The 24,565-nt window shown below is 64.0% G+C and carries 27 protein-coding genes and 1 pseudogene; 17 read left to right on the top strand and 11 right to left on the bottom strand.

The annotated features are described in order from the left end of the window. The first annotated feature begins 52 nt into the window (after positions 1-52). Together ACVIYL_RS30100 and ACVIYL_RS30105 are read left to right on the top strand one after the other, a co-directional pair. Positions 53-826, top strand: coding sequence for an SDR family NAD(P)-dependent oxidoreductase (locus ACVIYL_RS30100; RefSeq protein WP_057020793.1), 774 nt, complete (start codon positions 53-55; stop codon positions 824-826). Between the two features lie 254 nt (positions 827-1,080). Further along, the gene (locus tag ACVIYL_RS30105) at positions 1,081-1,239 is read left to right on the top strand and encodes a hypothetical protein (protein WP_092078167.1); all 159 of its coding nucleotides are present in this window, start codon (positions 1,081-1,083) and stop codon (positions 1,237-1,239) included. Positions 1,240-1,296: 57 nt separating this feature from the next. On the opposite strand, the gene ACVIYL_RS30110 is transcribed toward ACVIYL_RS30105, so the two are convergent. Then, positions 1,297-1,905 carry an FMN-dependent NADH-azoreductase gene (locus ACVIYL_RS30110; protein WP_253608359.1) on the bottom strand — a complete coding sequence of 203 codons (609 nt, stop codon included), beginning with the start codon at positions 1,903-1,905 and terminating at the stop codon, positions 1,297-1,299. Positions 1,906-2,004: 99 nt separating this feature from the next. On the opposite strand from ACVIYL_RS30110, the gene ACVIYL_RS30115 reads away from it, so the two are divergent. Beyond that, the gene (locus ACVIYL_RS30115; RefSeq protein WP_253608360.1) at positions 2,005-2,409 is read left to right on the top strand and encodes a winged helix-turn-helix transcriptional regulator; all 405 of its coding nucleotides are present in this window, start codon (positions 2,005-2,007) and stop codon (positions 2,407-2,409) included. 124 nt (positions 2,410-2,533) lie between these two features. Here the strand turns inward: ACVIYL_RS30115 and dprA are convergent. Further along, positions 2,534-3,565 (bottom strand): annotated as a pseudogene (dprA, locus tag ACVIYL_RS30120) (DNA-processing protein DprA); the annotation flags it as partial. Positions 3,566-3,671: 106 nt separating this feature from the next. On the opposite strand from dprA, the gene ACVIYL_RS30125 reads away from it, so the two are divergent. Both ACVIYL_RS30125 and ACVIYL_RS30130 read left to right on the top strand, forming a co-directional pair. After that, the gene (locus ACVIYL_RS30125) at positions 3,672-4,697 is read left to right on the top strand and encodes a hypothetical protein (RefSeq protein WP_456780428.1); all 1,026 of its coding nucleotides are present in this window, start codon (positions 3,672-3,674) and stop codon (positions 4,695-4,697) included. A 115-nt stretch (positions 4,698-4,812) separates the two neighbouring features. Further along, positions 4,813-5,796, top strand: coding sequence for an IS1595 family transposase (locus tag ACVIYL_RS30130; RefSeq protein ID WP_456780429.1), 984 nt, complete (start codon positions 4,813-4,815; stop codon positions 5,794-5,796). A gap of 15 nt (positions 5,797-5,811) precedes the next feature. Here ACVIYL_RS30130 and ACVIYL_RS30135 read toward each other — a convergent pair whose 3' ends face one another. Continuing rightward, complete coding sequence (locus ACVIYL_RS30135) at positions 5,812-6,057, bottom strand: hypothetical protein (protein WP_456780430.1); 246 nt, start codon at positions 6,055-6,057, stop codon at positions 5,812-5,814. Positions 6,058-6,079: 22 nt separating this feature from the next. Here ACVIYL_RS30135 and ACVIYL_RS30140 point away from each other — a divergent pair, with 22 nt between their 5' ends. Then, entirely contained in the window at positions 6,080-6,772 is a 693-nt protein-coding gene (locus ACVIYL_RS30140; protein ID WP_456780431.1) for a hypothetical protein, read from the top strand. A 6-nt stretch (positions 6,773-6,778) separates the two neighbouring features. Here the strand turns inward: ACVIYL_RS30140 and ACVIYL_RS30145 are convergent, their stop codons facing one another. Beyond that, a complete protein-coding gene (locus ACVIYL_RS30145) occupies positions 6,779-7,249 on the bottom strand; it encodes a hypothetical protein (protein WP_456780432.1) in 471 nt (156 codons plus the stop codon). Between the two features lie 105 nt (positions 7,250-7,354). On the opposite strand from ACVIYL_RS30145, the gene ACVIYL_RS30150 reads away from it, so the two are divergent. After that, entirely contained in the window at positions 7,355-7,597 is a 243-nt protein-coding gene (locus ACVIYL_RS30150; RefSeq protein WP_253608365.1) for a DUF6471 domain-containing protein, read from the top strand. A 96-nt stretch (positions 7,598-7,693) separates the two neighbouring features. On the opposite strand, the gene ACVIYL_RS30155 is transcribed toward ACVIYL_RS30150, so the two are convergent. Further along, a complete protein-coding gene (locus ACVIYL_RS30155) occupies positions 7,694-7,915 on the bottom strand; it encodes a hypothetical protein (protein WP_456780433.1) in 222 nt (73 codons plus the stop codon). Positions 7,916-8,039: 124 nt separating this feature from the next. Here ACVIYL_RS30155 and ACVIYL_RS30160 point away from each other — a divergent pair, with 124 nt between their 5' ends. After that, a complete protein-coding gene (locus ACVIYL_RS30160) occupies positions 8,040-9,278 on the top strand; it encodes an amidase (RefSeq protein WP_253608367.1) in 1,239 nt (412 codons plus the stop codon). 125 nt (positions 9,279-9,403) lie between these two features. Here the strand turns inward: ACVIYL_RS30160 and plsY are convergent, their stop codons facing one another. The 3 genes from plsY to ACVIYL_RS30175 form a co-directional block, all read right to left on the bottom strand. Beyond that, positions 9,404-10,000, bottom strand: coding sequence for a glycerol-3-phosphate 1-O-acyltransferase PlsY (gene plsY / locus ACVIYL_RS30165; RefSeq protein WP_076834465.1), 597 nt, complete (start codon positions 9,998-10,000; stop codon positions 9,404-9,406). Positions 10,001-10,224: 224 nt separating this feature from the next. Continuing rightward, on the bottom strand, positions 10,225-11,526 hold the full coding sequence (locus ACVIYL_RS30170) for a dihydroorotase (RefSeq protein ID WP_141341912.1): 1,302 nt from the start codon (positions 11,524-11,526) through the stop codon (positions 10,225-10,227). Positions 11,527-11,531: 5 nt separating this feature from the next. Further along, a complete protein-coding gene (locus ACVIYL_RS30175; protein WP_026192854.1) occupies positions 11,532-12,485 on the bottom strand; it encodes an aspartate carbamoyltransferase catalytic subunit in 954 nt (317 codons plus the stop codon). 268 nt (positions 12,486-12,753) lie between these two features. Here ACVIYL_RS30175 and ACVIYL_RS30180 point away from each other — a divergent pair, with 268 nt between their 5' ends. The 8 genes from ACVIYL_RS30180 (at position 12,754) to ACVIYL_RS30215 (ending at position 20,979) form a co-directional block, all read left to right on the top strand. Further along, positions 12,754-13,488, top strand: a complete 735-nt coding sequence (locus ACVIYL_RS30180) for a M15 family metallopeptidase (protein WP_253609995.1) — start codon at positions 12,754-12,756, stop codon at positions 13,486-13,488. A gap of 173 nt (positions 13,489-13,661) precedes the next feature. Continuing rightward, the gene (locus ACVIYL_RS30185; RefSeq protein WP_092078151.1) at positions 13,662-14,075 is read left to right on the top strand and encodes a hypothetical protein; all 414 of its coding nucleotides are present in this window, start codon (positions 13,662-13,664) and stop codon (positions 14,073-14,075) included. 32 nt (positions 14,076-14,107) lie between these two features. After that, positions 14,108-14,560: a hypothetical protein gene (locus ACVIYL_RS30190; protein ID WP_253608368.1), complete on the top strand. Its 453-nt coding sequence runs from the start codon at positions 14,108-14,110 to the stop codon at positions 14,558-14,560. A gap of 160 nt (positions 14,561-14,720) precedes the next feature. Then, positions 14,721-16,364 carry an acyl-CoA dehydrogenase family protein gene (locus ACVIYL_RS30195; protein WP_253608369.1) on the top strand — a complete coding sequence of 548 codons (1,644 nt, stop codon included), beginning with the start codon at positions 14,721-14,723 and terminating at the stop codon, positions 16,362-16,364. Between the two features lie 128 nt (positions 16,365-16,492). Continuing rightward, a complete protein-coding gene (locus ACVIYL_RS30200) occupies positions 16,493-17,263 on the top strand; it encodes a CPBP family intramembrane glutamic endopeptidase (RefSeq protein ID WP_141341898.1) in 771 nt (256 codons plus the stop codon). Between the two features lie 66 nt (positions 17,264-17,329). Continuing rightward, on the top strand, positions 17,330-18,085 hold the full coding sequence (locus ACVIYL_RS30205; RefSeq protein ID WP_253608370.1) for a CPBP family intramembrane glutamic endopeptidase: 756 nt from the start codon (positions 17,330-17,332) through the stop codon (positions 18,083-18,085). Positions 18,086-18,295: 210 nt separating this feature from the next. Beyond that, on the top strand, positions 18,296-19,507 hold the full coding sequence (locus tag ACVIYL_RS30210) for an ABC transporter substrate-binding protein (protein ID WP_253608371.1): 1,212 nt from the start codon (positions 18,296-18,298) through the stop codon (positions 19,505-19,507). Between the two features lie 353 nt (positions 19,508-19,860). Next, the gene (locus tag ACVIYL_RS30215) at positions 19,861-20,979 is read left to right on the top strand and encodes a GNAT family N-acetyltransferase (RefSeq protein ID WP_253608372.1); all 1,119 of its coding nucleotides are present in this window, start codon (positions 19,861-19,863) and stop codon (positions 20,977-20,979) included. Between the two features lie 44 nt (positions 20,980-21,023). Here the strand turns inward: ACVIYL_RS30215 and ACVIYL_RS30220 are convergent, their stop codons facing one another. From ACVIYL_RS30220 to ACVIYL_RS30230, 3 genes are all read right to left on the bottom strand, one after another. Further along, complete coding sequence (locus tag ACVIYL_RS30220; RefSeq protein WP_225158880.1) at positions 21,024-21,950, bottom strand: AEC family transporter; 927 nt, start codon at positions 21,948-21,950, stop codon at positions 21,024-21,026. A gap of 2 nt (positions 21,951-21,952) precedes the next feature. Further along, on the bottom strand, positions 21,953-22,435 hold the full coding sequence (gene ruvX, locus ACVIYL_RS30225) for a Holliday junction resolvase RuvX (protein WP_253609996.1): 483 nt from the start codon (positions 22,433-22,435) through the stop codon (positions 21,953-21,955). Positions 22,436-22,511: 76 nt separating this feature from the next. Next, positions 22,512-23,402, bottom strand: coding sequence for a LysR family transcriptional regulator (locus tag ACVIYL_RS30230; protein WP_253608373.1), 891 nt, complete (start codon positions 23,400-23,402; stop codon positions 22,512-22,514). A 118-nt stretch (positions 23,403-23,520) separates the two neighbouring features. Here ACVIYL_RS30230 and ACVIYL_RS30235 point away from each other — a divergent pair, with 118 nt between their 5' ends. After that, positions 23,521-24,537 carry an NAD(P)H-dependent flavin oxidoreductase gene (locus ACVIYL_RS30235; RefSeq protein ID WP_253608374.1) on the top strand — a complete coding sequence of 339 codons (1,017 nt, stop codon included), beginning with the start codon at positions 23,521-23,523 and terminating at the stop codon, positions 24,535-24,537. Positions 24,538-24,565 lie beyond the last annotated feature (28 nt).

Below are 24,565 nucleotides of genomic sequence, written 5' to 3' on the forward strand. Positions count from 1 at the left end.
TATGCCCTAGCTAAGCAACGAAGTTTAATAATGCAACCAACTGGAGGCGGACATGAGACTGGCGAACAAGACGGCGTTGATCACCGGCGGCAACAGCGGCATCGGGCTCGCGACAGCGAAGCTGTTCGTGGCGGAGGGCGCCAAGGTCGTCATCACCGGGCGCAACAAGGAGACGCTTGCGGCGGCATCCAGGGAGCTCGGGCCGAACGCGCTCGCGGTGGCGGCCGATGCCACCGACGTCGCGGCGCTGGAAGCCGCGGTGAAGCAGGGCGCCGAGAAGTTCGGCAAGTATGACGTGCTGTTCGCCAACGCCGGCATTCCCGGCCAGACGCCGGTGGGCGGCACCACGCTGGCCGCATTCGAGAATGTGATCCGGACCAATCTCACCGGTGTGTTCTTCACGGTGCAGGCGGTCGCGCCGTATCTCAACGACGGCGCATCGATCATTCTCAACGGCTCGGTGATTTCCGTGCTGGGCAATCCCGGCTACTCGGCCTATGCCGCGAGCAAGGCCGGCGTGCGCGCGATGGCGCGGGTGATGGCGTCAGAATTCTCGCCGCGCAACATCCGCGTCAACGTGGTGGCGCCGGGTGCCGTGCGTACGCCGATCTGGGGCGCGGCGATCGCGACGCCCGAGGCCGAGAAGATCTTCGAGCAGCGGATCGGCAAGACCACGCCGCTCGGGCGGATCGGCGAGCCCGATCACATTTCGAAGACCGTGTTGTTTCTCGCGTCGGACGACGCCGCGCATGTGCAGGGGCAGGAGCTGTTCATCGATGGCGGTGCAACGGCATCACCGGCGGGCGCACCGATCTATCGCGGATAGGGCCTTTCCGTTTCGATTAAATCGGAACGGGGCTCTGGTTTTATTCTGACGCGTTTTCTTCACGCGAACCGATATCCACTTCGCTCGAAAACGCTCTGGTTTGTTTCTCATTGTAACGAACGGCCGGTGTGAAGCGTTTCATACCGGCCGGTTTCGCTTGCGACTATCATCGCGCGCATTGAACCTTTGGCGTACTGCCCGGACTCCTGATTGGGCGGGGAATTTTTCACCACGGAATCATTTGGAGTGCCGCCATGCCGAAAGCAGCCCGCATTTCGACGTCGATCCCGGTTTCGCCCGCATCCGAAAGTTCAGATACGACGCAGTTCGTGACGGTCGCGCTGTTCTCCGGCATCGGCCTGTTGATTTCGCTGGTCGCCGTCATCCTCGGCATTCAGGGCGTCTGGTTCTGAGTTCCTCCACCTGAACGGCCTGCCGCCGCCAAGCGACGGCAGGCGCTTTGAATCACATCAGGCTGCGTTCAGGCTACCGGCGGCCTGCAGCGCGCCCGCAACAGCCTTTTCGCGATGCTCTGGGCCGACCTGGATGCCGTCGGCGGGGATGAACTCGACATTCCTGACGCCGATGAAGCCGAACACGCCGCGCAGGTAGGTCTCGAGGTGCTCGAGCGCGGCCATCGGCGTGTCGGCGCCGTAATAGCCGCCGCGCGAGATCGCGATGATGACGCGCTTGTTGCCGGCCAGTCCCTCGACGCCGCCGGCGCCATACTTGAACGTCTTGCCCGCGACCAGGATGCGGTCGATCCAGGCCTTGAGCTGGCTCGGAATCGTGAAATTGTACATGGGCGCGCCGATCACGACGATGTCGGCGGCGAGGAACTCGTCCAGCACCGCCTGGCCGGTCGCGATGTCGTCGCGTACCGACGGGTCCGGCGCCGCGCCCTGGCTGGCGGCGAGGTGCAGGCCGGAGAGGTGGGCGAGCGGCGTCTGGCTGAGGTCGCGGTAGCTGACGACGAGGCCCGGATTGGCCTGGCGCAGCCGCGCGACGGCAGCGGCCGAGACCTGGCGGCTGACGGAGTGGGGGCCGAGGACCGAGGAATCGATGTGCAGAAGTTTCATGGCTGGGGTCACCTTTGGTATAGGTTTGTAACTGGCGCTATATGAGTGACCGCCCTAAATCTCCGCAAGAACGCACATTTTTGAAACCCGAGCACAGAAATGAGACCCGAGAACATCGATGTGACTGCTCCGCCGCCGCGGCCCAGCCCCGACCACAGCGATTGCCGCGCGGTCGCCTCCGTGCTGGCGCGGGTCGGCGACAAATGGAGCGTGTTCGTGATCATGATGCTGATCGACGGGCCGAAGCGCTTCAACGAGTTGAAGCGCATGATCAATGGCATCTCGCAGCGGATGTTGACGCTCACGCTGCGCGGGCTGGAGCGCGACGGCCTGGTGACGCGTACGGTGTTTCCGACCATCCCGCCGCGGGTCGACTATGAGCTGACGGATCTCGGCCGCGGACTGGCGGCACCCGTGAAGGCGCTCGGCCAGTGGGCGTTCGCGCATCTGCCGGAGATCGAAGGCGCACGAAACGACTTCGATGCGCGCAACAGCGATGGTTAAGCACCCAGTTCCATCCGCGTCATTGCGAGCGAAGCGAAGCAATCCATCGCGCCGCGAGCGGGGAGATGGATTGCTTCGTCGCTGTCGCTCCTCGCAATGACGGGGAGGTCGGCGCAAGCCCGTGCTAGATCATCGACACCAGTCCGCCACCGTGGCGTTCGAGCCTGCCGGCGAGCTCGAGCTCGAGCAGCACGGCGCGGACAACGGCCGGCGACACGTCGGCCATCCGGATCAGATCGTCGATGCTGATCGGGCTCGGCCCGAGCAGGTCGATGATGCGGGCGCGATCGCCGCTATCAGTGGCAAAGTCCAGCGGCTCGTCGTCCTCGCGCGCGCCAAGCATCACCGGCCGCTCCATGATCGGCGTCACCGCGCTGATGACGTCGGCGGCTTCGGTGACCAAGGTGGCGCCTTGCTTGATCAGATCGTTGGCGCCGGCGGCGCGCGGATCGATCGGCGAGCCTGGCACCGCGAACACCTCGCGGCCCTGTTCGGCCGCCATCCGCGCAGTGATCAGCGAGCCCGAGCGATGCGCGGCCTCGACGATCACGACGCCGAGCGAGGCGCCCGAGATCAAACGGTTGCGACGGGGAAAGTCGCGCGCCCGCGGCACGTGGCCGAGCGGCATCTCCGAGATCGCCGCGCCGCGCTCGAGGAGGGCGGCCAGCAGATCCTCGTGCTCCGGCGGGTAGATCCTGTCGTGGCCGCCGGCCAGCACGGCGACCGTGCCGCTGGCAACGGTGGCGCGGTGCGCTGCCTGATCGATGCCGCGGGCGAGGCCCGAGATCACGACAAAGCCGGCGTCACCGAGATCGCGCGCAAGGGTGCCTGCAAATTTCAGCCCGGCGCCGGAGGCGTTGCGCGAGCCGACGATCGCGATCATCGGCCGCATCAGGACCTCGCGCGCGCCGCGCACGGCAAGAAGCGGCGGCGCGTCGTCGATGGTGGCAAGCCGCGCCGGATAATGCGCTTCCTCCGGCGCGACGAGATCGATGCCGAATTTGCGGCAGGCCGCGAGCTCGGCGGCGGCGTCGGCCTCGCTGCAGATCCGCCCGGGGCCGGAGGCGCCGCCGCGGCGCGCGAGGTCGGGCAGGCGCTCCAGCGCGTGCGCCGCATCGCCAAAATGGCGGAGCAGCGATGCAAAGGTGCGCGGGCCCGGTATTATGGCGCAAACGCCACAAGCGGGCCGCGATGACCCGGGGCGGTTGCACCTATTCAGAATCTCCCGCCCCTAGGGTACCGTACCTAGGGAGGGCGCATTCATGCAGGGAGATGATCTGGCAATTTTCGGCATCCTGTGGGGTACCGCGATTGCATTTGCCTTGGCGGCCGTAACCATGGTGGACAGCGGCCGCAAAAAGATTTTAACGGCGCTTTGGGCAGTTGCTGGCGGCTTTCTGCTTCTAGCTCTTTTCTGGCCTTGGATTGCAGAAAAATGGCCCGCGTTAAGAGAATGGGCTAACGGGCTTGCCGAAAATAGAATGGTGCTGAACCTTACCGGGACAGCAATCTTCTCTCTTCTATTTTTGGATTTTGGCCTTCGCTCAGGATGGCTAGGCAAAACCAAGCGCCACATCAGAGATGAGAGCGCGCACCAAGCGGTTGAAGCATTGCAAGCTAGATTTGACCTTCTGCCTGTTGCGCCGCAACAGCTAGCAGCGCCCTATGACGATAGCGACGTTCGGAATGCTCTTGATGAGGTAAGGCAATTTAATGCCAACCAGATTGTGCAAATGCACACCACGGAGAAGGCCTTAGGAGAACTGCGTGATGGGGTCTCTAAGATCGCCGCCATCGAACGCAATCTAATCCGCAATAATCAAAAGCTGCTCGGCAATGACCGAGACTTACCAGCGACAATGGAGACGCTGATGGAGTCGCTGGCACTCTCAATCCTTTTCAATGCGGTCCCGCCGGTGCCAGCGTTTTCGGACATAGATGATCTGGACCGCGCGACCATGAAAGCCGAGAGTGAAAAGGCAATTGCCTACAGAAATGAGGTCCGCAACGTTCTTTCAAACACTCAATGGCGGTCAGAGGTTAATGCGATTTTGGCGGACGCCAACATTATGGGAGAAGAGGACCTTAGAAACATACCGGAGGATCGTCGCCCCAACATCGACGCATTAGATTTGCGGCACTACATGATTGCTCGGAATGCATGTCTCCGGCTCAATGCCCTAATAAACTCAGAGCGAAGTGAGGCTGCATCGAAATACATCAGCCATCTCGAGCGCCTACGCCAAAAATTCTGGGAGCGACAACAAATAGACAGGGCCAATCAATAACATAATACAGCCGCACCATTCTAACGAATTCGTGACCTAACGAAAACGATAGATTTCTTGACCTTGGCCTCGACCTATCATATTCGTTACCTATCGTATTCGTTAGGTAACGGTTGTGACCCAGCACTTCCTCCTCAGCAAAGCGGCAAAGAGCCTGAGCCTAGCTCAGGTCTTCCGCATGTCTGACGCGGAAGCCGAGACGGCCTTCAAGGCCATCCGTTGGGCTTCGACCGCTGGCGCTCCTGTGTGCCCCTCCTGCGGCTCCGTAGAGGCTTACGAAGCCCGTCGTCCGAATGGCTCCCTGCGCTTCCGCTGCAAAGGTTGCAAGAAGGACTTCACCATCACCAGCGGCACGCTGTTCGCCAGCCACAAGTTGCCCCTGCGCGGCTATCTGGCGGCCATTGCCGTGTTCTGCAACGAGGTGAAGGGCAAGTCAGCGCTGGCGCTCAGCCGTGACCTGGGTCTGTCCTACAAGTCCGCCTTCGTCCTCCTGCATAAGCTCCGTGAGGCGATGGCTGAGGAAATGAAGGGTCGCGTCGTCGGCGGCGAAGGCAAGGTTGCTGAGGTCGATGGCGGCTATTTCGGTGGCTACATCAAGCCCGCCAACCTCAAAGAAGATCGCATTGACCGCCGGTTCGCCCGTAACCAGAACGGCAAGCGCAAGGTCGTCGTGATCGTGCGCGAGCGCGGCGGCAACTCCGTCCCGGCCGTGTTCGGCTCCGAGAGCCAAGCCGCCGCATTTATCAAGGCCCGGATCGCGAAGGGGACGGTCGTTAATGCTGACGAAGCCGCCTCTTGGGATGGTCTGCATGAGCGTTTCGAGATGCGCCGCATCAACCATCAGGAGGCGTACAGCCTCGACGGCGCTTGCACCAATCAGGCTGAGGAGTATTTCAGCCGCCTGCGTCGTGCGGAGATCGGCATTCACCACCATATCGCTGGCGCGTACTTGCTCCGCTACGCGCAGGAGTCCTCATGGCGTGAAGACAATCGCCGGGTCTCGAATGGGGATCAAGTGAACCGCATCGCAGCGCTGGCGCTGAAGCGGGGCAGGTCCACGGACTTTACGGGCTACTGGCAACGCCATATCGAAGATTGAGCGGCGCAGTCTCCGCTACACCGGCGAATAGGCCCGGAGGCCCAGCAGATCACAAAGGCGACGCGCCGCATCCTCTCCGCCCAGACGAGCCAGTACTTCTACGGCACCCGGCCTACTGTCAATTGCAGACACGTATAGGTAGTATCCTAGGCCGTTACCGATTCCCGCTTCTGCGACGTCGGCGGCTTCCGATTTGGTAAGAGGCCCGACGCACAGGTAGCTGTCATTGGTTGCGGGCTTTGAGGCAAAAAATTCGTCCATTCATTTTCTCCTTGGGGGCTATATGGCGAAGCAAAGAGACGAACCACGAATCTCTGTCAACAAACTGGCGCAGTATGTCACGAGCCGAGCACCCCGCCAAAATCAAATTCTAAGGACCGCGAAGTTTCCGCCCCCTTACGTCACTGCATACTATCGCGAAGCCGGTGAAGCCATCGCGCGGTTTCTTTCGAGTGAAATGACAGACTTTGCAATTCTAGACAATTCTGTTGCTGCCCTGAGTCAAAAGGTCGCGGGCAACGTCTATGAAACGCGCCGAATTGCAGGAAACATCGACGCCATCGAGACGTTCAACGGATTGCTGGACGATATTGATTTGGGTGGAGCATCCGCAAAACTGGGTGCGCAGAGGGCTTCGCATCTGATCCTCAACGGGGTTGAAATCTCCGTGCGGCCCGAGGTCACGCTTCACTCGAAAACAAAAACCGGGGAGGATTTGGTCGGAGGCGTCAAGCTTCACTTTCCTAAGACCGAACCGATGGACGAAGAGCAAGCGAATCTCGTCTCCGCAATGATGAATGCCTTCTGCAAAGACCACTTGTGGAAGGATGGCTCGCCACAACCAGCGCACTGCATGGTCATCGATCTTGCCAGCGGCAAAGTTTATCCCGGTATCAAGTCCATCAAGCAAAGGTTGAAGGAAGTCGAAAGCGCCTGCTCGCAGATCGCGTCACTATGGCCGGGCGTCACTCAGTAAGGCGATCTATTTCGCATCTGCGAACGAAACCGCCAATTGCCACCTAGCCGGACTGGCCTCGCCAACCCGCTCAACCGCTTTCCCTTCATGGTTCTTGAGACTGTGCTGGATACCCAGCGCGATGCCCTGTACGTCGTCGCCGGTCGCGTCCTGTACGCCATGGGCAGCTAGAACCGCCTTCGCCAGCTCCGTGGTGGTCATCGGCTCCGTGGCCGTCCTGAGCACGTCCAGCGCCCGCCTATAGAGGGTGCCGCGCTTGAACCACGGGTTTGGCTTCCGCCGCTTCACAGCGATCCGGCCCAGGTTGTAGCTGGGGTCCAGCATCTTGATGACGGCCTCGACGTGCCGCATCTGCTCAGCCAAGGCGTCATGCTGTTGCCGGTTGGCGAGTATCTGTCCGCCCAGCTCCATATGGAGCCGTTCAAGGGTGTTGATGGCCGGTCGGGTGTGAGGGTCTTTCGTCGGTCTGCCGCGCATCGCCGCATCCTATCGAATGTGATAGCTAACGGATATGAAGGGTTTGACCGGAAGTCAAGGCCGGTCTATCGTATTTGTTAGCTCACGGAATCGATAGGAGATGCCATGGTCCTACCCAAGGCGGAAAAGGAATGGGGAGAGCGCGCCAGCGCCTTCCTCAAGGCGGAAATGAAGAAAGCCGACGTGACCTATGCCGAATTGGTCAAGCGGCTGAAGAAGCACGGTCTCAAGGATGAAACTGAAGCCGGGATCACCATGAAGCTAAAGCGCGGTTCGTTTACGGCGATCTTCTTTCTTGCATGCGTTGCAGCGCTGGAACTGGAACAGGTGGTATTAGAGGAGATTTAGTCGTTCCAAACAACTTCCTGACATCGGCTGCACCGATAGACGCTGACGGGCGGTCCCTCTAAACCGTCTAGCTTGAGATAGAGACGGAGCGGCCCATTACACTTGGGGCAGTAAGTCGGCGGCTCGCGCGGCTTCTGCGGAGTTTTTTCCATGGCTACCATTGGCACAGTGGCCAATGGGTTGCCTTAAACTATGATTGCCTTGTGGCGTTTGCGCCATAATACCGCGCGGGCCGACATTGTCGGAGCGGATCAGCCGCAGGCGGTTGAGCCGTTCGGTGTCGGTGAGTCTTGTAGGGCTGGGCGAGCGGTCATGCATGCGGGGCGCTGCTTCGCCCAACCTGAGATTGTGATCAACTGCGACATTGGCGCAGCCGCGCGCGACGCGCTAAAAGCGCTGGGCAAGAAGCCGCCAAAAACCGTCAAGAAACAGGAATCCGCCGATGATTTCGCTTGCCGATCTCCAACGCCGCATCGCCTCCGGCGAATTGTCCACCGATGTCGCCATTGCGCAGACGCGGGACGCCATCGCGGCGCAGGACAAGACCATCGGCGCCTTCGTCCGCCTCGACGAGAAGGCGCGTGCGCAAACTTCCGGACCGCTGCGCGGGATTGCGGTCGGTATCAAGGACATCATCGATACCGCTGACCTCCCGACCGAGATGGGTGCCGCGATCTATCGCGGGCATCAGCCGCGCGCCGACGCGCCGGTCGTGATGGCGCTGAAGCAGGCCGGCGCCACCATCATCGGCAAGACCACGACAACGGCATTCGCGGCGAACGATCCGACCGCAACGCTCAATCCGCACAATCACGCGCACACGCCGGGCGGATCGTCGTCGGGCTCGGCCGCCGCGGTCGCCGCCGGGATGATCCCGCTCGCGCTCGGCACGCAGACCGGCGGCTCGGTGATCCGACCGGCCTCGTTCTGCGGCGTCGCCGCGATCAAGCCGAGCTACCGGCTGCTGCCGACCGTCGGCGTGAAATGCTTCTCCTGGACGCTCGATACCGTCGGGCTGTTCGGCGCCGGCGTGCGCGACGTCGCGCTGGGGCTCGCTGCGATGACGAAGCGGCCCGAGCTGGTGGTGCCGTCGAAGGTTTCCGCGCCGCGCATCGGCGTCGTCACGCAGGCCTTCGCCGGCGCGCCTGAACCTTCCGGCGCGGAGGCGTTGCAGAAGGCCGCGCGTGCGGCGGAGCAGGCCGGTGCGACCGTGCGCGAACTCGCGATGCCTGAGGTCGTCGCGGAGGCGTGGCGGATCCATCCGGTGGTGCAGGAGTTCGAGGCGCATCAGTCGTTCGCCTGGGAATACGGCCAGAACTACGATGCGATGCCGCCGCTGCTGCGCGGCCGGCTCGACGAGAGCAAGGGTGGCACGCCGGCGGAATACGACGCGGCGATGGACGTCACGCTGCGCGCACGGCAGGCGCTGGCTGCTGTTCTCACCGAGGTCGACGTGCTCGTGACGCTGTCGGCACCGGGCGCGGCACCCGAGGGTTTGGCGTCGACCGGCGATCCCCGTTACAACCGGCTCTGGACCTTGTTGGGCGTGCCCTGCGTCAATGTGCCGACGCTGACCGCCGAGGGCGGATTGCCGGTCGGCGTGACCGTGATCGCGGGTTTTGGCAATGATGCCAAAGCGCTGGCGGCCGCGAGCTTTGTCGAGGACGCGCTGAAGCGGTAGGCTTGGTCATTCCGGGGCGATGCGCCGCATCGAACCCGGAATCTCGGCCCACAACTTCTGGATTCCCCGGTGCGCAACTGCGCACCTGAGGTTCATCGCTGCGCGATGCCCCGGAATGACATACGTCACTTCCGCTCGCCGATCTTGCCCTCGGTACCGGCCTGCAGGCGCTGGATGTTCTCGCGGTGCATGTAGAACAGCAGCAGCGTCAGCACGGCGAACAGCGAGGCGAGCGCGTTATGGCCGAACCACCACAGGAACAGCGGCGTCACGAACGCGGCGATCAGCGCCGACAGCGACGAGTAGCGCGTGGTGTAGGCGGTGCCGAGCCAGATCACGGCGAAGATCAGCGCCGCCGGCCAGAACAGGCCGAGCAGCACGCCGAGATAGGTCGCGACACCCTTGCCGCCGCGAAACTTGAGCCAGACCGGGAAGAGGTGGCCGAGGAAAGCCCCCAGCGCCGCCAGCATCGCCGCGTTCGGGCCGTCGATGGTGCCGGCGATGATGACGGCGACGGTGCCCTTCAACATGTCGCCGAGCAGCGTCGCCGCGGCGAGGCCCTTGCGGCCGGTGCGCAGCACATTGGTGGCGCCGATATTGCCCGAGCCGACCGTGCGCAGATCCTGCGTGCCGGCCATCCTGGTCAGCACCATGCCGAACGGGATCGAGCCCAGCAGGTAGCCGATCAGGAAGGCGAGCGGCAGCAGCCCATCAGCAGACATCGCAGTGGTTCCCTGGAGCGGTCCGGCCCGAACGGGGCAGTGCCGTCAATGAAATATTAACCATAAATCCGCACCATGGCCTTGGTAATGAGGGAGCTTATCATGGCTTCTGTTCGCAGGCGGCTGGAGCAGTTTTTCTTTGTCGTTTACGTCGCGGCCATCGTCGTTGGCACAACGATGGAAGCGATGTCGCAACTCGCGTCGCGCTAAGTTCCACCCCAGTTTCAGACGTGCTCGTAAACGGTCCGTCCGCCGACGATCGTCCGCGTCACGCGGCCCGAGAAGCGGGCGTCGTCGAACGGCGTGTTCTTGCACAGTGATTTGAGATCGTCGCGGTCGAGGACCCAGGGCGTGTCGGCGTCGATCACGATGACGTCGGCCGGCGCGCCCGCGCGCAGCGTGCCGCCGGGCAGGCCGAGCAGCTCCGCCGGCCGTGTCGACATCGCCCGGATCAGCGTCTTGAAGTCCATCTCGCCATTGTGGATCAGCCGCAGCGCCGCCGGCAGCATGGTCTGCAGGCCGACTGCGCCGCTCGCCGCTTCCGCGAACGGCAGCCGCTTGACCTCGACGTCCTGCGGATTGTGGTCGCTCATCACGACGTCGATCAGCCCGGAGGCCAGCGCCGCGACCAGCGCCTTGCGGTCCTCCTCGGTGCGCAGCGGCGGGGCCAGCTTGAGGAAGGTGCGGTAGGGGCCGATGTCGTTCTCGTTCAGCGTCACGTGATTGATCGAGACCGAGGCCGAGACATTGTGGCCGGCGTCGCGGGCGCGCTTGAGGATCTCCAGCGACTCGATCGAGGTCAGCGAGGCTGCGTGATAGCGCCCGCCGGTCAAGCCTGCGAGCCGCATGTCGCGTTCGAGCATGATCGACTCGGCCGCGGTGGGAATGCCGGCGAGGCCGAGCCTTGTGGCGAATTCGCCCTCGTTCATCACGCCTTCGCCCACCAGATTCGGATCCTCGGTGTGATGCACGATCAGCGCGTCGAAATCGCGGGCATAGGTCAGCGCGCGCCGCATCACCTGGGCGTTGGTGACGCTGCGGTCGCCGTCGGTGAAGGCGACGGCGCCGGCGGCCTTGAGCAGGCCGATCTCGGTCATCTCCTGGCCCTGCATGCCCTTGGTCAGCGCCGCCATCGGATGGATGTTGACGATCGCGGTGTCGCGGGCCCGGCGCAGCACGAAGTCGACGGTCGCCGAATTGTCGATCACCGGCGAGGTGTCGGGCTGGCAGATGATGGTGGTGATGCCGCCGGCCGCGGCGGCCTGGCTGGCGGAGGCGAAAGTCTCGCGGTGGCTGGCGCCGGGCTCGCCGACAAAGGCGCGCATATCGATCAGGCCGGGGGCCACGATCTTGCCGGCGCAATTGACGATGTCTGTGCCTTCGGGGACGCCGGCGGCGCCGATGCCGCGCTTGGCGTCACGGATGACGCCGTCGGCGATCAGGACATCGCCCGGACCGTCGAAATCGCGCGACGGATCGATGACGCGGGCGTTGGCGAGCAGGATGGGGCGGCGGTCGGTCAGCATCGGTCTCACGCGTTTGGCAGGTTGCGGGCGAGCGCTTCCAGCACCGCCATACGCACTGCCACACCCATTTCAACTTGTTCACGGATCAGCGACTGCGCGCCGTCGGCGACGAAGGTGTCGATCTCGACACCGCGGTTCATCGGGCCCGGATGCATCACCAGCGCATCCGGCTTGGCATAGCCGAGCTTCTTCTGGTCGAGGCCGAAATAGTGGAAATACTCGCCCGACGACGGCACGAAGGAGCCGTTCATGCGCTCGCGCTGCAGCCGCAGCATCATCACGATGTCGGCGCCGTTCAGCCCCTCGCGCATGTCGCGCGCGACCTCGACGCCCATCCGCTCGATGCCGGGCGGCAGCAGGGTGGAGGGGGCCACCACGCGGACGCGTGCGCCCATCGTGTTGAGCAGGAAGATGTTGGAGCGCGCCACCCGCGAATGCAGCACGTCGCCGCAGATCGCGATCGTCAGCCCCTCGAGCCGGCCCTTGTTGCGGCGGATCGTCAGCGCGTCGAGCAGCGCCTGGGTCGGGTGCTCGTGGCTGCCGTCGCCGGCATTGATCACGGAACCGTCAACCTTGCGCGCCAGGAGCTCGACCGCGCCGGAGGCGTGGTGGCGCACCACCAGGATGTCCGGGTGCATCGCGTTCAGCGTCACCGCGGTGTCCATCAGGGTCTCGCCCTTGCGGGTCGACATCGACGACACCGACATGTTCATGACGTCGGCGCCCAGGCGTTTTCCGGCGATCTCGAACGAGGATTGGGTCCGGGTCGAGGCCTCGAAGAACAGATTGACCTGGGTACGGCCGCGCAGGCTGGCGCGCTTCTTGTCGACCTGGCGGTTGAGCTCGACATACTCCTCGGAGAGGTCGAGCAGGCCCGTGATGTCGTCAGCGGAAAGGCCCTCGATGCCCAGCAGATGCCGGTGACCGAGGACAAAAGTCGATTTCAATGATGGGGTCATTAAAGCGAGAGCTATAGGCGCGGATGGCCGGTGGGGCAAGCGCGAAGAGGGCTCGCGGGAGTTTTCCCCGAGTAAGATATCGCCGCCTTCCCGGCGGTCCTGCCGGGGCTCGCCGCGGGACATCCGCGCCTTGCTTTTGCGGGGGTTTCCGGAACAAGACGTGGATGGCGGGGCACAGGCGGAGCGGCAGCGACGCCGTCCTCCTGACGGGCTATACCCGGCCGTGACGCCGGAGCGAGACCTCGTGAAAATTGTCGTGATCGCATGGATGGCCATCGCATTGATCCCGGGGGCGATCTCGCCTGCCTTCGCTCAGAACTTGCCCGGCGACTTCGCGTTCCTTCGCGACATCGATCCGACCATCATCCAGGACATCCGCTACGCCGGCGCGAACAATTTCATGGGGCGGCCGATCGCGGGCTATGGCGCGGCGGAATGCGTGGTGAAGCGGGAGGTCGGGCTTAGGCTCAAGGCCGTGCAACAGGAACTGGCCCGGCAAAGACTGTCGCTGAAGATGTTCGATTGCTACCGGCCGGCTCGCGCCGTCGCCGACATGGTGGCATGGTCGAAGAACGACACCGAGACCGCCGCCGAGCGGCGCTACAACCCGGCCTTTTCGAAGGCGGACCTGTTCCGCCTCGGCTACATCGCCACCCATTCGGGCCATTCGACAGGGGCCGCGGTCGATCTCACGCTGGTCGATCTTGGCGCCGACAATTCGCGCAAGTTCGATCCGGCCAGGGACTATGCCGACTGCACCGCGCCAGCCGCCACGCGCGCTCCGGAGGGCAGCGTCGACATGGGCACCGGTTACGATTGTTCCGACCTGAAGGCCCACACCGCGACGGGCTCGATCACGCCTGCGCAGAGGCGCTGGCGCGCCATGCTGGTCGCGGCGATGGCCCGGCAAGCGTTCGCGAACTATGCCAAGGAATGGTGGCACTTTTCGCTGCCGGGGGCAGGCCGGCCAGCTTACGACTTCCCGATCGTCCGGGCGCGGTAGCGCGTTTTCGAGCGAAATGGACGCCGGTTGGCGCGAAGCTCTAGTGCAGGATTTTCCTCAAATCCGAAACATTTTCGCAAGACGACGCTTGCCATCGCAAAAGTAGCCGAGCGCACTTTCAACACTCCTTAATTGTGGCCGTATGAAGTGCGGGCAACACGGGAGCATGCAGCATGCGTTTCGCAGCCATTGCAATTGTCGTCGTCGGCGTCGCCGGAGTCTTGATCTACGATCGACACGACAAGAGCGCGAATTATCAGCGCGTCGATGCCCGCATCAGCGGCGTCAGCGAGCAATGCTATCTGGAAAAGGTCGAGCGCGGGGTCATCACCAAGACGACGTCGACCTCCGATCTGACTCGCTGCGAGATTGCCGAGCTGCTGCGCAAGGAGCATCCGAAGTGGCAGGGCTATGACGTGAAGCACAAGATCGAGGTGAAGGTCGTCTATGTCTCGCCGGTCGACGGGGCCACCCACCAGTCGAGCCTGCAGATGTCCTATTTCCCCAACGGCAAGCCGCTGCGCGCCGGGGACGTGTTTCCTGTCCTCGCCTCCAAGACCAAGGCGGACAAGACGCGTTCGATTTGACCGACGCTGTTCGACAGGACGGAAGCACAACCATGCGCCTTGGCCTCTACGCTATGATCGCTGTCGCCGTCGCGAGCTTCTATGTCTATAGCGAGCTCGACAAGCGGTTGAACTTCCGGCCGATCGATGCGCGCGTCAGCAGCGTCAAGGAACAATGCTACATGGAGAAGACCGAGGGGGCGCGAAGCTCGACCTTCGATCTGTTGCCGTGCGAGCTTACCGAGCTGCTGGCACGCCATCATCCGAAGTGGCAGGGCGCCGACATCAAGCACAAGATCGAGATCCGGTTTGCCTACATCTCGCCGGTGGACGGCGCCGCGCATGAGTCCAACCTGCAGTTGGCGGCCTATCCCGATAACCGGCAATTGAGCAGCGGCGACATTTTTCCTGTCCAGGCTCCCAGGAAGGAGGCGAACCGGACCCGCGTCAATGACTGGGTCGACCGCTGGCTCGGCCGCCATGCGCCCAAGCGCGCAAGCATCTAAAGCATGGAAGCATCCAGCGGACGTGTACTTTTCGCTGCCCCGCGTCGGCTCGCAGGCTTATGATCCTCCGATTCCATTGCGCCGCGGCTGGCCCGTGATCCCGGCCGGAAGAGGCCGGTTGTCCAGGCCGCATGCGTGCAGACCAGTTGCCGAGGAGACCATGACGCAGGCTCCGTTTGCCACCCACGACGTCTTCAACCAGTCGCCGCCGTTCGAAAATATCGACCTGTTCACGGTGGATGCGCCGCTCGCCGCGGCGGTTGCCGCCAATGGCGGGGCGGCGGCAACGGCTGAGCTGTCGGATTTCGGCAAGCATTGGGGATCCGCCGCCATGGCGGAGCGCGGCCGCGTTGCCAACGAGAACACGCCGAAACTGCGGCTGTTCGATGCCAGGGGCAATCGCCGCGACGAGGTCGAGTTTCACCCGGCCTATCACGAGCTGATGGCGCACTCCGCGCATGCCGGCGTGCACAATTCGACCTGGAGCGCCGACGGCAGGCCGGCCGGCGGGGCGGCCGAGGTGGTGCGCGCGGCAAGGTTCTACATCGCCGCGCAGGTCGAGACCGGCCATCTCTGCCCGATCACGATGACGCGCGCCTCGGTCGCGGCGCTGGCCTCGCAGCCGGACATTCTGGCGAAGACGATGCCGGTGATCGAAACGCGCGCCTACGATCCCACCTTCGCGCCGTGGTGGACCAAGCGCGGCATGACCCTCGGCATGGGCATGACGGAAAAGCAGGGCGGCACGGATGTGCGCGCCAACATGACGCGCGCCGAGCGCGACGGCGGGGCCTGGCGCATCACCGGGCACAAATGGTTCATGTCGGCGCCGATGTGCGACGCCTTCCTGGTGCTGGCGCAGACCATGAATGGGCTGAGCTGCTTCTTCATGCCGCGCTTTGCGCCCGACGGCACGGTCAACGCGATCCACTTCCAGCGCCTGAAGGACAAGCTCGGCAACCGCTCCAATGCCTCGTCGGAGGTCGAATTCCACAGCGCCTATGCCGAGCTGATCGGCGAGGAAGGCAAGGGCATCCGCACCATCATCCAGATGGTGCAGCTGACGCGGCAGGATTGCGCGATCGCATCCGCCGGGCTGATGCGCTCGGGGCTGGCGCATGCGCACCATCACGCGCGGCATCGCAGCGTGTTCCAGAAACACCTCGCCGACCAGCCGCTGATGCAGGCGGTGCTGTCGGACATGGCGCTGCATGTCGAGGCGTCCATCGCGCTGGTGATGCGGCTCTGCCGTGCCTTCGATCGCGCACCGGGCGATGCGGGTGAGGCCGCCTATATGCGGCTGCTGACGCCGGCGATCAAATACTGGACCTGCAAGAGCGCGCCCGGCTTCCTCTATGAGGCGATGGAGTGCCTCGGCGGCAATGGCTATGTCGAGGAAGGCATTTTGGCGCGCCATTACCGGGAGTCGCCGGTCAACGCGATCTGGGAGGGGTCCGGCAACGTGATGTGCCTCGACGTGCTGCGCGCGCTCGGCCGCGAGGCCGATGCCGCGCTCGCGGTGCTGCGCGCGCTCGCCGAGGAGACCAGGGGCCTGCCCGGCGCCGCCGAGGCTGTTGCCTCGATCGGGCAGTCGTTCCGGCGGCCGGACAGCGAGCGCGTCGCGCGGCTTGCGGTCGAGCAGCTGGCGCTCCTGGCGGCAACCGCGGCGCTCAACCAGGTCTCGCCGAAAAACGCCGAACTGTTCGCGGTGACACGGCTTGCCGAACGCCACGCCGGCATGTACGGCGCGGTGGACTTATCCGATGCCGATCAGCGCGCGCTGCTGGCGCGGGCGCTGCCATGACCACATTGACCACCGTCATGCCCGGCCTTGTGCCGGGCATCCACGTCTTTGCTTCGACAGGGCAAGGAAAGACGTGGATGGCCGGGACAAGCCCGGCCATGACGAATTGATAGAGCCGAGGTTCGCTGATGGATTCTCTCACGCCGCAAGACGCGACTGCCGCGATCGAACCGCCGCCGCTCCCCCCGCGGGTCTGGAAATTCTGGGGCACCGCGCTGTGGGGCCTGTTGATCTTCGCCGCGATGTTCGTCGGCCAGGTCACGGTCATCGTCTGGCGCATCGTCGCGCAGGGCGGCGAGGTGTCGACGGCCGGCATCACTCATGTGGTCGCCGACGGCCTGACGATCTCGCTCTCGGTCCTCGCCGGCCTGCCGATGGTGCTGCTGGTGCTGTGGTTCGCGATCCGCCGGACCCGGATCCCGTTCGCCGATTACCTCGGGCTGCGCGGGACGTCGTGGAAGAACGTGATCATCGGCATCGTCGCGCTCGTCGTGCTGGTCGGAGCCTGGGACATGGTGTCCCGCGCCGCCGGCCGCGAGGTGTCGCCGGGCTTCATGGGCGACGTGCTGAAATCGGCGCAGGAGCACAGTGCACTGTGGCTCCTGGTGATCGCCTTCGCCGTGGCCGCGCCGCTCTGGGAGGAACTGTTCGCACGCGGCTGGCTCTACCGCGGCTGGTCGGAATCCGCGCTCGGACCCTATGGCGCGATCCTGCTGTCGTCGATCGTCTGGACGGTGATGCACCTGCAGTACGACTGGTTCTTCCTCTGCCAGGTGCTGACGATCGGCCTCCTGTTCGGCTATTTGCGCTTCCGCACCGGCTCGACCTGGCTGACCATCCTGCTGCACGGGCTGAACAATTTTGCGGCGACGATCCAGACCTGGTGGCTGGCTGGCTGAGAGTTCCCTATGCTAGGTTGAAGCTAGGCCCACCTTCGCTGCAACGTTGTTGCAGAAGAATCCCATATGTCGAACTTCGAGAATGCCAACGCGCCGGTACCGGCACCGCCGCAGCGGACCTGGGATTTCGTGGAGACGGCATTCGTCATCCTGATCGCTTACGGCGTTTTTACGCTGGTTGGAGATTGGGCCATGACGATCATCATCGCGGCGCAAGACGGCGTAGCCAGAATGTCGCCGGCTCAATTGCGGGATTTCGCCGCCCAGGGGCGATGGTACGGCGCTGGCCTTACCATCGCGAGCCCCTTGACGATCGGCGTGCTCTGGATCGCGATCCGGAAGGCTCGCCGCGGGTTCGAGGAATATCTCGCGCTCAACTGGCCGAGCCCGGCCGAAGCCATGCGCGCATTTGCAATCTTTGCCGGCATTCTGCTCGGTGAATCGGTCATCAATTCGAGTGTTGGTGGCGAGGGGGCCGCGGTGGATGACCCGGTCTTCGTGGTCAAGGGCGCGAACGGCTTGATGATCCTGCTCATCGGTACCTGCATTGCAGGACCCATCATGGAAGAGTTCCTCATTCGTGGCTTCTTGTATCGCGGCTGGTCGGAGTCGTTTCTGGGTCCGATCGGAGCGATCGTTCTGACCGCCGCCGTCTGGGCTATGACCCACACACAGTATGACGTTTATGGGAAGTTGGAGATATTCGGGATGGGATTGGCGCTGGGCTATTGCCGTTGGCGCAGCAACTCAACCTGGCTGACGGTCATGATCCATTCCGCCCTCAACACATTCATCTTTTTCGTGACAGGCCCGTATGTCTAGGGCCCAACGGCTGCGATCACGATTGGCATCGTGATGTCCGGGATCGTCTGCGGCGTGATCATCATCCGGAACCAGCGCCGGTGCGTCGCCAGCCATCGGAAGGTTGGAGGATGCCAGCGGCCCCCTCGAGTGCTATGATCTAGATCAATGAATGAGCGCGGGCCGGACTGAAACCAGGCAGCGGCGGCTGCCGTCGTGCGAGCTCTTCTCATGGCTATCTTGATCCGAGCACTCCTGGCCGGCGTCGTCGCGCTGGCGTCTCTCGGCGCCATCACGCAGCAGGTGCGCGACCAGGGCGTTACCGACACCGAAATCCGCATCGGCAATGTCATGCCGTATAGCGGCGCGCTGGAGATTTTCGGCCAGATCGGCAAGGCGGAAGCCGCCTATTTCGAGATGATCAACGAACGCGGCGGCATCAATGGCCGCAAGATCCGCTTCATGTCCTATGACGATCTGTCAGATCCCTCCAACGCCATGGATCTCACGCGAATTCTGGTCGAGACCGACAATGTGCTCTTGATGTTCGGTTCGTTCGGCACGCCGGGGAATCTCGCGGTGCGGAAGTATCTCAACGAACGCAAGATCCCCCAGCTTTTCGTTGCTTCCGGCGATCACGAGCTCAGCGAGCCGTCGCGTTATCCGTGGACCATGGGCTGGCAGCCTTCGTATCGCGAGGAGGGACGCATCTACGCGAACTACATCCAGGCTTTCTATCCCGGCAAGAAAATCGTGGCGCTTTGGGAGAATGACCAGTTCGGGCGCGAATTGTTCAAGGGACTGGTGCAAGGGCTGGGCGACGTCGCCCACAACATCAGGGTCGACATCGCCTATGATGTCGACGATCAGCACCTGGACGGCCACGTCTCGATCCTGAAGCAATCTGGCGCCGAGGTCTTCGTGTTTGCCGGAGTACCGGAAAATGCCGCCAAGGTGATCCGCGCGGCGGCCGACCACGGCTGGCGGCCGGTGTTCGTCGTGAACCAGATGGCGTCATCGATCGAGACGGTGCTCAAGCGGGCCGGCACGGAGAATGCGACCGGCGTCATCACCGCCGCGTTCCTGAAGGATGCGAGCGATCCGGCCTGGAGGGCGGAGCAGGGCGCCTGGTACAGCTTCCTGGACAAGTATACCAAAGCCGGCGGCAAGGATGACGCGGCCGCAGTCTACGGCTATGCCGCCGCCGAAACGATGGTCGAGGTGCTCAGGCAATGCGGCAACGACCTGTCGCGCGAGAACGTCATGAAGCAGGCCGCGGCGCTCAGGGATTATCAGGCGTCCGCCTTGCTCCCCGGCATCAAGATCAACACCGCTCAGTTCCGACCGGTCGAGCAATTGCGGTTGCTTCAGTTCGATGGCCGTAGCTGGCAGCCGATCGGGGATGTGCTCGATACGGCGTTCGCCGGTTCGGCCGGGAAATAGCGGCGATCAGGAGAAGCCGTACAAGCTGCACCCAGTCGTTGCAGGCCCTCGCTCTTGCTGAAGCGCAAGGGCGAGTTGTGGCGCTACGTCGCTGGGACTCGCGGGCTGGTCTATTGCGGGAGGGCGCGCGCCGCTCGGCGCCGACGGGGCTTCAAAAGAGACGCGACTTCGAAAGTGATGACTTGTTGCGCGGATGGCACAGGAGCCCGCGGCCAAATCAGGTACATTGATACTGTATTGAAAGACTTTTCATCACCCGGAGCATTGCGTTGGCGTCAGACGCAGTCAGTCTGGCTGATACTACAAGCGTAGCGGACGCGGCGGCTGCTACAGCGCCTTTTCGCGTAAAGATCGTGACGCGCGACGAAATCGCCGGTTGTCCCGCTTGGGCTGCCAGTTTCGCCGACCTGCGCAAGGATCACCGTTACTACGAGATCCTGGAGGATACGCTCCGCGAGCGTGTCGAGTACCGGTACTTCGCGATCATCGACCGGGCGGGCTGTCTCCACGCCGTCCAGCCGTTCTTTCTTCTCGACCAGGACGTTCTCGAGGGACTTGGAGCGGAATGGCAGCCGCTGCTGGCGCGCATCCGAGGCTTCGTTCCCGGGTTTCTCAAAATGCGAACCCTGATGGTCGGATGCTTCGCCGGTGAAGGGCATCTTGCCGGATCAAGCACGGTGCCGTCCGGCAAGATCGCCGAGATTCTTTGCGGCGAAATCGTCACGCTCGCCCGATCGTGCGGGGCGCAACTCATCGTCCTGAAGGAATTTCCTGCGCGCTACCGGCCGGTGCTGGATTGCTTCGTCCGGCGCGGCTTCGCCCGTGCGCCGAGCATGCCGATGACGGCGCTCAATATCGAGCACGACGACTTCGATGCCTACATGCAAAATGCGCTGCCGCGATCGGCACGCTGGCAGCTCCGCAAGAAATTCAAGGCAACCGATGGTGAAACCATAGCCCTTACCGTCACCGACGACGCAAGGGATGCCGTCGACGAGATCTATCCGCTCTACCTGCAGGTCTTCGACCGCTCGAAATTCCGTTTCGAGAAACTGACAGCCGACTATCTTCGCCGGCTCGGCAGCGACATGAAGGACAAGGTCCGCTTCTTCATCTGGCGCCGTGGCGGGAAGGTGATCGCCTTCAGCCTTTGCATGGTCGAAGGCGACAGTCTGTTCTGGGAGTATGTCGGCCTCGACTATGCTGTCGCACTCGACCTTCATCTTTATTACTACACCATTCGCGACATGATGAATTGGGCGATCGCCAACGGTTACAGGTGGCTTCGAAGCACGGGTCTCAGCTACGAACCGAAATTCCGGATGCGGCATGACCTCGATCCGCTCGACCTCTATGTGCGGCTTCGCTCTCCGCTTCCGAACGCGATCTTCAGGCTCCTGTTGCCCTGGATCGTACCGGCCCGCTATGACAAGACCTTGCGCAAATTCGCGAACTATCGCGAAGTCTGGTAGCGACCGATTGCGCGGCGATATTCAAGGCCGATCGGGTACGCCTTCTAAAGCCCCACCGCGGCAATCACGATCGGCATCGTGATCGCGGCCAGAATTGTCTGCAGCGTGATGATCTGGGCGAGTAGCGGCGCGTCGCCGCCCATCTGGCGCGCCAGCACATAGGCTGACGGCGAGGTCGGCACCGCGGCGCAGGCCGCGACGATGGCGAGGTTGGACCCGGTGACGCCGAACCACACCGCGAGCGCGACGGTCAGCGCCGGCATCAGCACGAGTTTCAGCACCAATGCCGCGCTGGCAGCGAGGCTGGGGCGAAAGATGCCTTCCAGATGCAGCCCGGCCCCGGTGACGAGCAGGCCGATCGCCAGCGACGAGCCGCCGAGCGCGTCGGCGACGTCATACCAGATCTGTGGCAGCGGGATGTGCGCGACATTGATGACGAGCCCGATGACGCAGGCCCAGATCAGCGGGTTCTGTACGACAGTCATCACGATGGCGCCGGTCGAACGCTTCTCGGACGAGGCATATTTCGCCAACACGGCGACGCTGAACACATTGACCAGCGGGATGATCGCGACCATCGCGACCGAAGCCAGGGCAAGGCCTGTGCTGCCATAGAGATTGCGCGACACCGACAGCGCGACATAGGTCTGCCAACGGGTCGCGCCCTGGAAGATCGAGGTGAAGGCGGGGCCGTCGACGCCGGCGCGCGCCAGCGGGCCGCGCAGCGCGAGGCAGAATAGCGACATCACCAGCGCCGCGAGCAGCAGCGCGCCGCCGACGCCCGCGACCGGCACCGTGGTCAGGTCGGCCTTCACCAGTGTCTGCACCAGGAGCACCGGGAACAGCACGTAATAGGTCAGCCGCTCCAGCCCGTGCCATTGCGTATCGAGCGGCATCAGCGTGCGCTTCAGGACGAAGCCGAGCACGATCAAGAGGAACACCGGCAGCAGCGCCGCGATCACCACGACCATGGTCAGCGCTCACCGCGCAGCTTCGCGAGCCGGTCCAGCGCACCCTGCAGGATGAAGATCGCGGCGTGCTCGTCGATTACCTCGGCGCGACGAGCGCGGCTGACGTCCATCCCGATCAGCTCACGCTCGACCGCCGCAGTCGAGAGCCGCTCGTCCCACAGCCCGATCGCAAGCGCGGTGAGGCCGGCGAGGTTGCGGGCAAACGCCCGGGTCGACTGCGCGCGCGGGCCTTCGCTGCCGTCCATGTTGATCGGCAGGCCGAGCACGAAGCCGACGGCATTGCGTTCGGCGGCGATCGCGAGCAGCCGCGCCGCATCGGCCTTGAACTGCTTGCGCTGGATGGTCTCGACGCCAGTCGCCAGCCGTCGGTCCGGATCGGAGGCGGCAACCCCGATGGTCTTGGTGCCGAGGTCGAGGCCGACAAGCGCGCCGCGCTCGGGCCAGTGCGGCGCAGCTTCGATCAGGGGAAGGATGGGGGCGAGCATGGCGCTAGCGCTTAGCACGCAGCCGCGCGCCGAGGCAAAGCCCGGCACTGCCGTGGCGTCCATGCGAAAACGCCGGTCAGGCGGCGATCACCCGCTCGTCGCCACCGAGGCACGCGGCCAGCCCCTGCAATGCGCTGTACTGATGCGCGGTGCGGCGCTGGATGAACAGCGTCTCGACATGCGCATGCTGCGGACTGAGCTTGTGGATGTTGATGTCGCGCTGGACGTGATCGCGATCGACGACGGCGCGCGGCAGCAGGGTGACGCCCATGTCGGCGGCGACGCAGCCGACCATGCCGTCGAGCGTGCCGAACTCGAAGCGGACCGCCGACGGCCAGCCGAACTCGGTGAACACCTGTTCGAGACGCTGCCGGTAGGTGCAGCCGGTGCGGAACACCAGCGCGGTCGGGCCCGACTCCGGCGTGCCGGCGCGCAACGCGGCCAGCGATTTCCAGCGCTGCGCAGTGACCAGCACCAGTTCCTCGGTGAATGCTGATGTGGCTGACAGTTCGGCATGCTCGATCGGGCCGGCGACAAAGGCGCCGTCGAGCGTGCCGTCGAGCACGGCGGCCACGAGGTCGGCGGTCGGCGCGGTGCGCAAGGTCAGGCGCACCGCCGGATAGCGGCGATGAAACTCGGCGAGCAGCGTCGGCAGCCGCACCGCAGCGGTGGTTTCCATCGAACCGATCGACAGCGGACCCTTCGGCTCGCCATCGTCGCGCGCGGCGAGCACGGCTTCGCGCGACAGCGCCGCCATGCGCTGCGCATAGGGCAACAGGCGGCGGCCGGCGCCGGTCAGCGACATGCCGCGGCTGTGGCGCTCGAACAGCGCGGTGCCGATCTCGGCCTCCAGCGCCTTGATGCGCTGGGTGACGTTCGACTGCACGGTGTTCAGCTCGTCGGCGGCCCGGGTGATGCCGCCGAGCCGCGCGACCGTGGAAAAGGTGAGCAGGTCGGTCAATTCCATCTGGGACCACCGTTCTGATTTAGAGATGGTAGCGTTCTCTAGTATTCATTATCCGAGAATGTTAGGCCCGCTTAGGCTGCAAGTCCAGAACAGCAAGTCCAGAACAGGGAGCAAGCGCATGCCGATCAGCACCGAATTGACGGCACGTCTGGACATAGAGCATCCGATCCTGCTCGCGCCGATGGACACGATTGCCGGCAGCGGGCTGGTCAAGGCGGTCAGCGCCGCCGGCGGCTTCGGCATTCTGGGCGGCGGCTACGGCGACAAGACGCGGCTCGAGACCGAGACCGCGAAGCTGAAGGGTTTTGCAAAGCCGTTCGGCATCGGCTTCATCACCTGGAGTCTCGCCAGGCAGCCCGAGCTGATCGACATCGCGCTGGATGCGCGGCCGCGCGCGGTGATGCTGTCATTCGGCGATCCCGCGCCGTTCGCGCCGAAGATCAAGGCCGCAGGCGCGCTGCTGATCTGCCAGGTGCAGAACGAGGAGATGGCGCGGCAGGCGCTCGATTGCGGCGCCGACATCCTGATCGCGCAGGGCACGGAGGCGGGCGGTCACGGCGCATCGCGCACCACGCTCGACATCGTGCCGGCGATCATCGATTTCGCGGCGGGGCGCGTGCCTGTGGTCGCGGCCGGCGGCATCGCGGACGGGCGTGGCTTAGCTGCGATGATGATGCTCGGCGCATCCGGCGTGCTGATGGGAACGCGCTTCTACGCCAGCGTCGAGGCCGACGCGGCCGAGCAGGCCAAGCAGCTGATCTGTGCGGCAAAGAGCGGCGAGACGGTGCGCGGCGTGGTGTTCGACTGGTCGCGCAAGCTGATGTGGCCGGCGCCGTTCACCGCGCGTTCGCTTGCCAACGATCATCTGCGGCGCTGGAGCGGGCGCGAGATCGAGCTGATGCAGCGCGCTGACGAGGTCGCGGTGGAGTACGCCGCCGCGAAGGCCGCGGCCAATTTCGATGTCGCCGCGGTGTTTGCCGGCGAGTCCGTCGGCCTGATCCATGATATCGTTCCGGCGGCCGAGATCGTCGGCCGCATCGTCGCCGAGGCCGAGCAGTCGCTGCAGGGCCGGCGCAACTTTTTTCCTTCTCCCCTTGTGGGAGAAGGTGGCGCGGACGCAGTCCGCGACGGATGAGGGGTCTGTCCCCGCGGAGGGAAACCCC

It is taken from the genome of Bradyrhizobium sp. USDA 3315, from assembly GCF_054056795.1.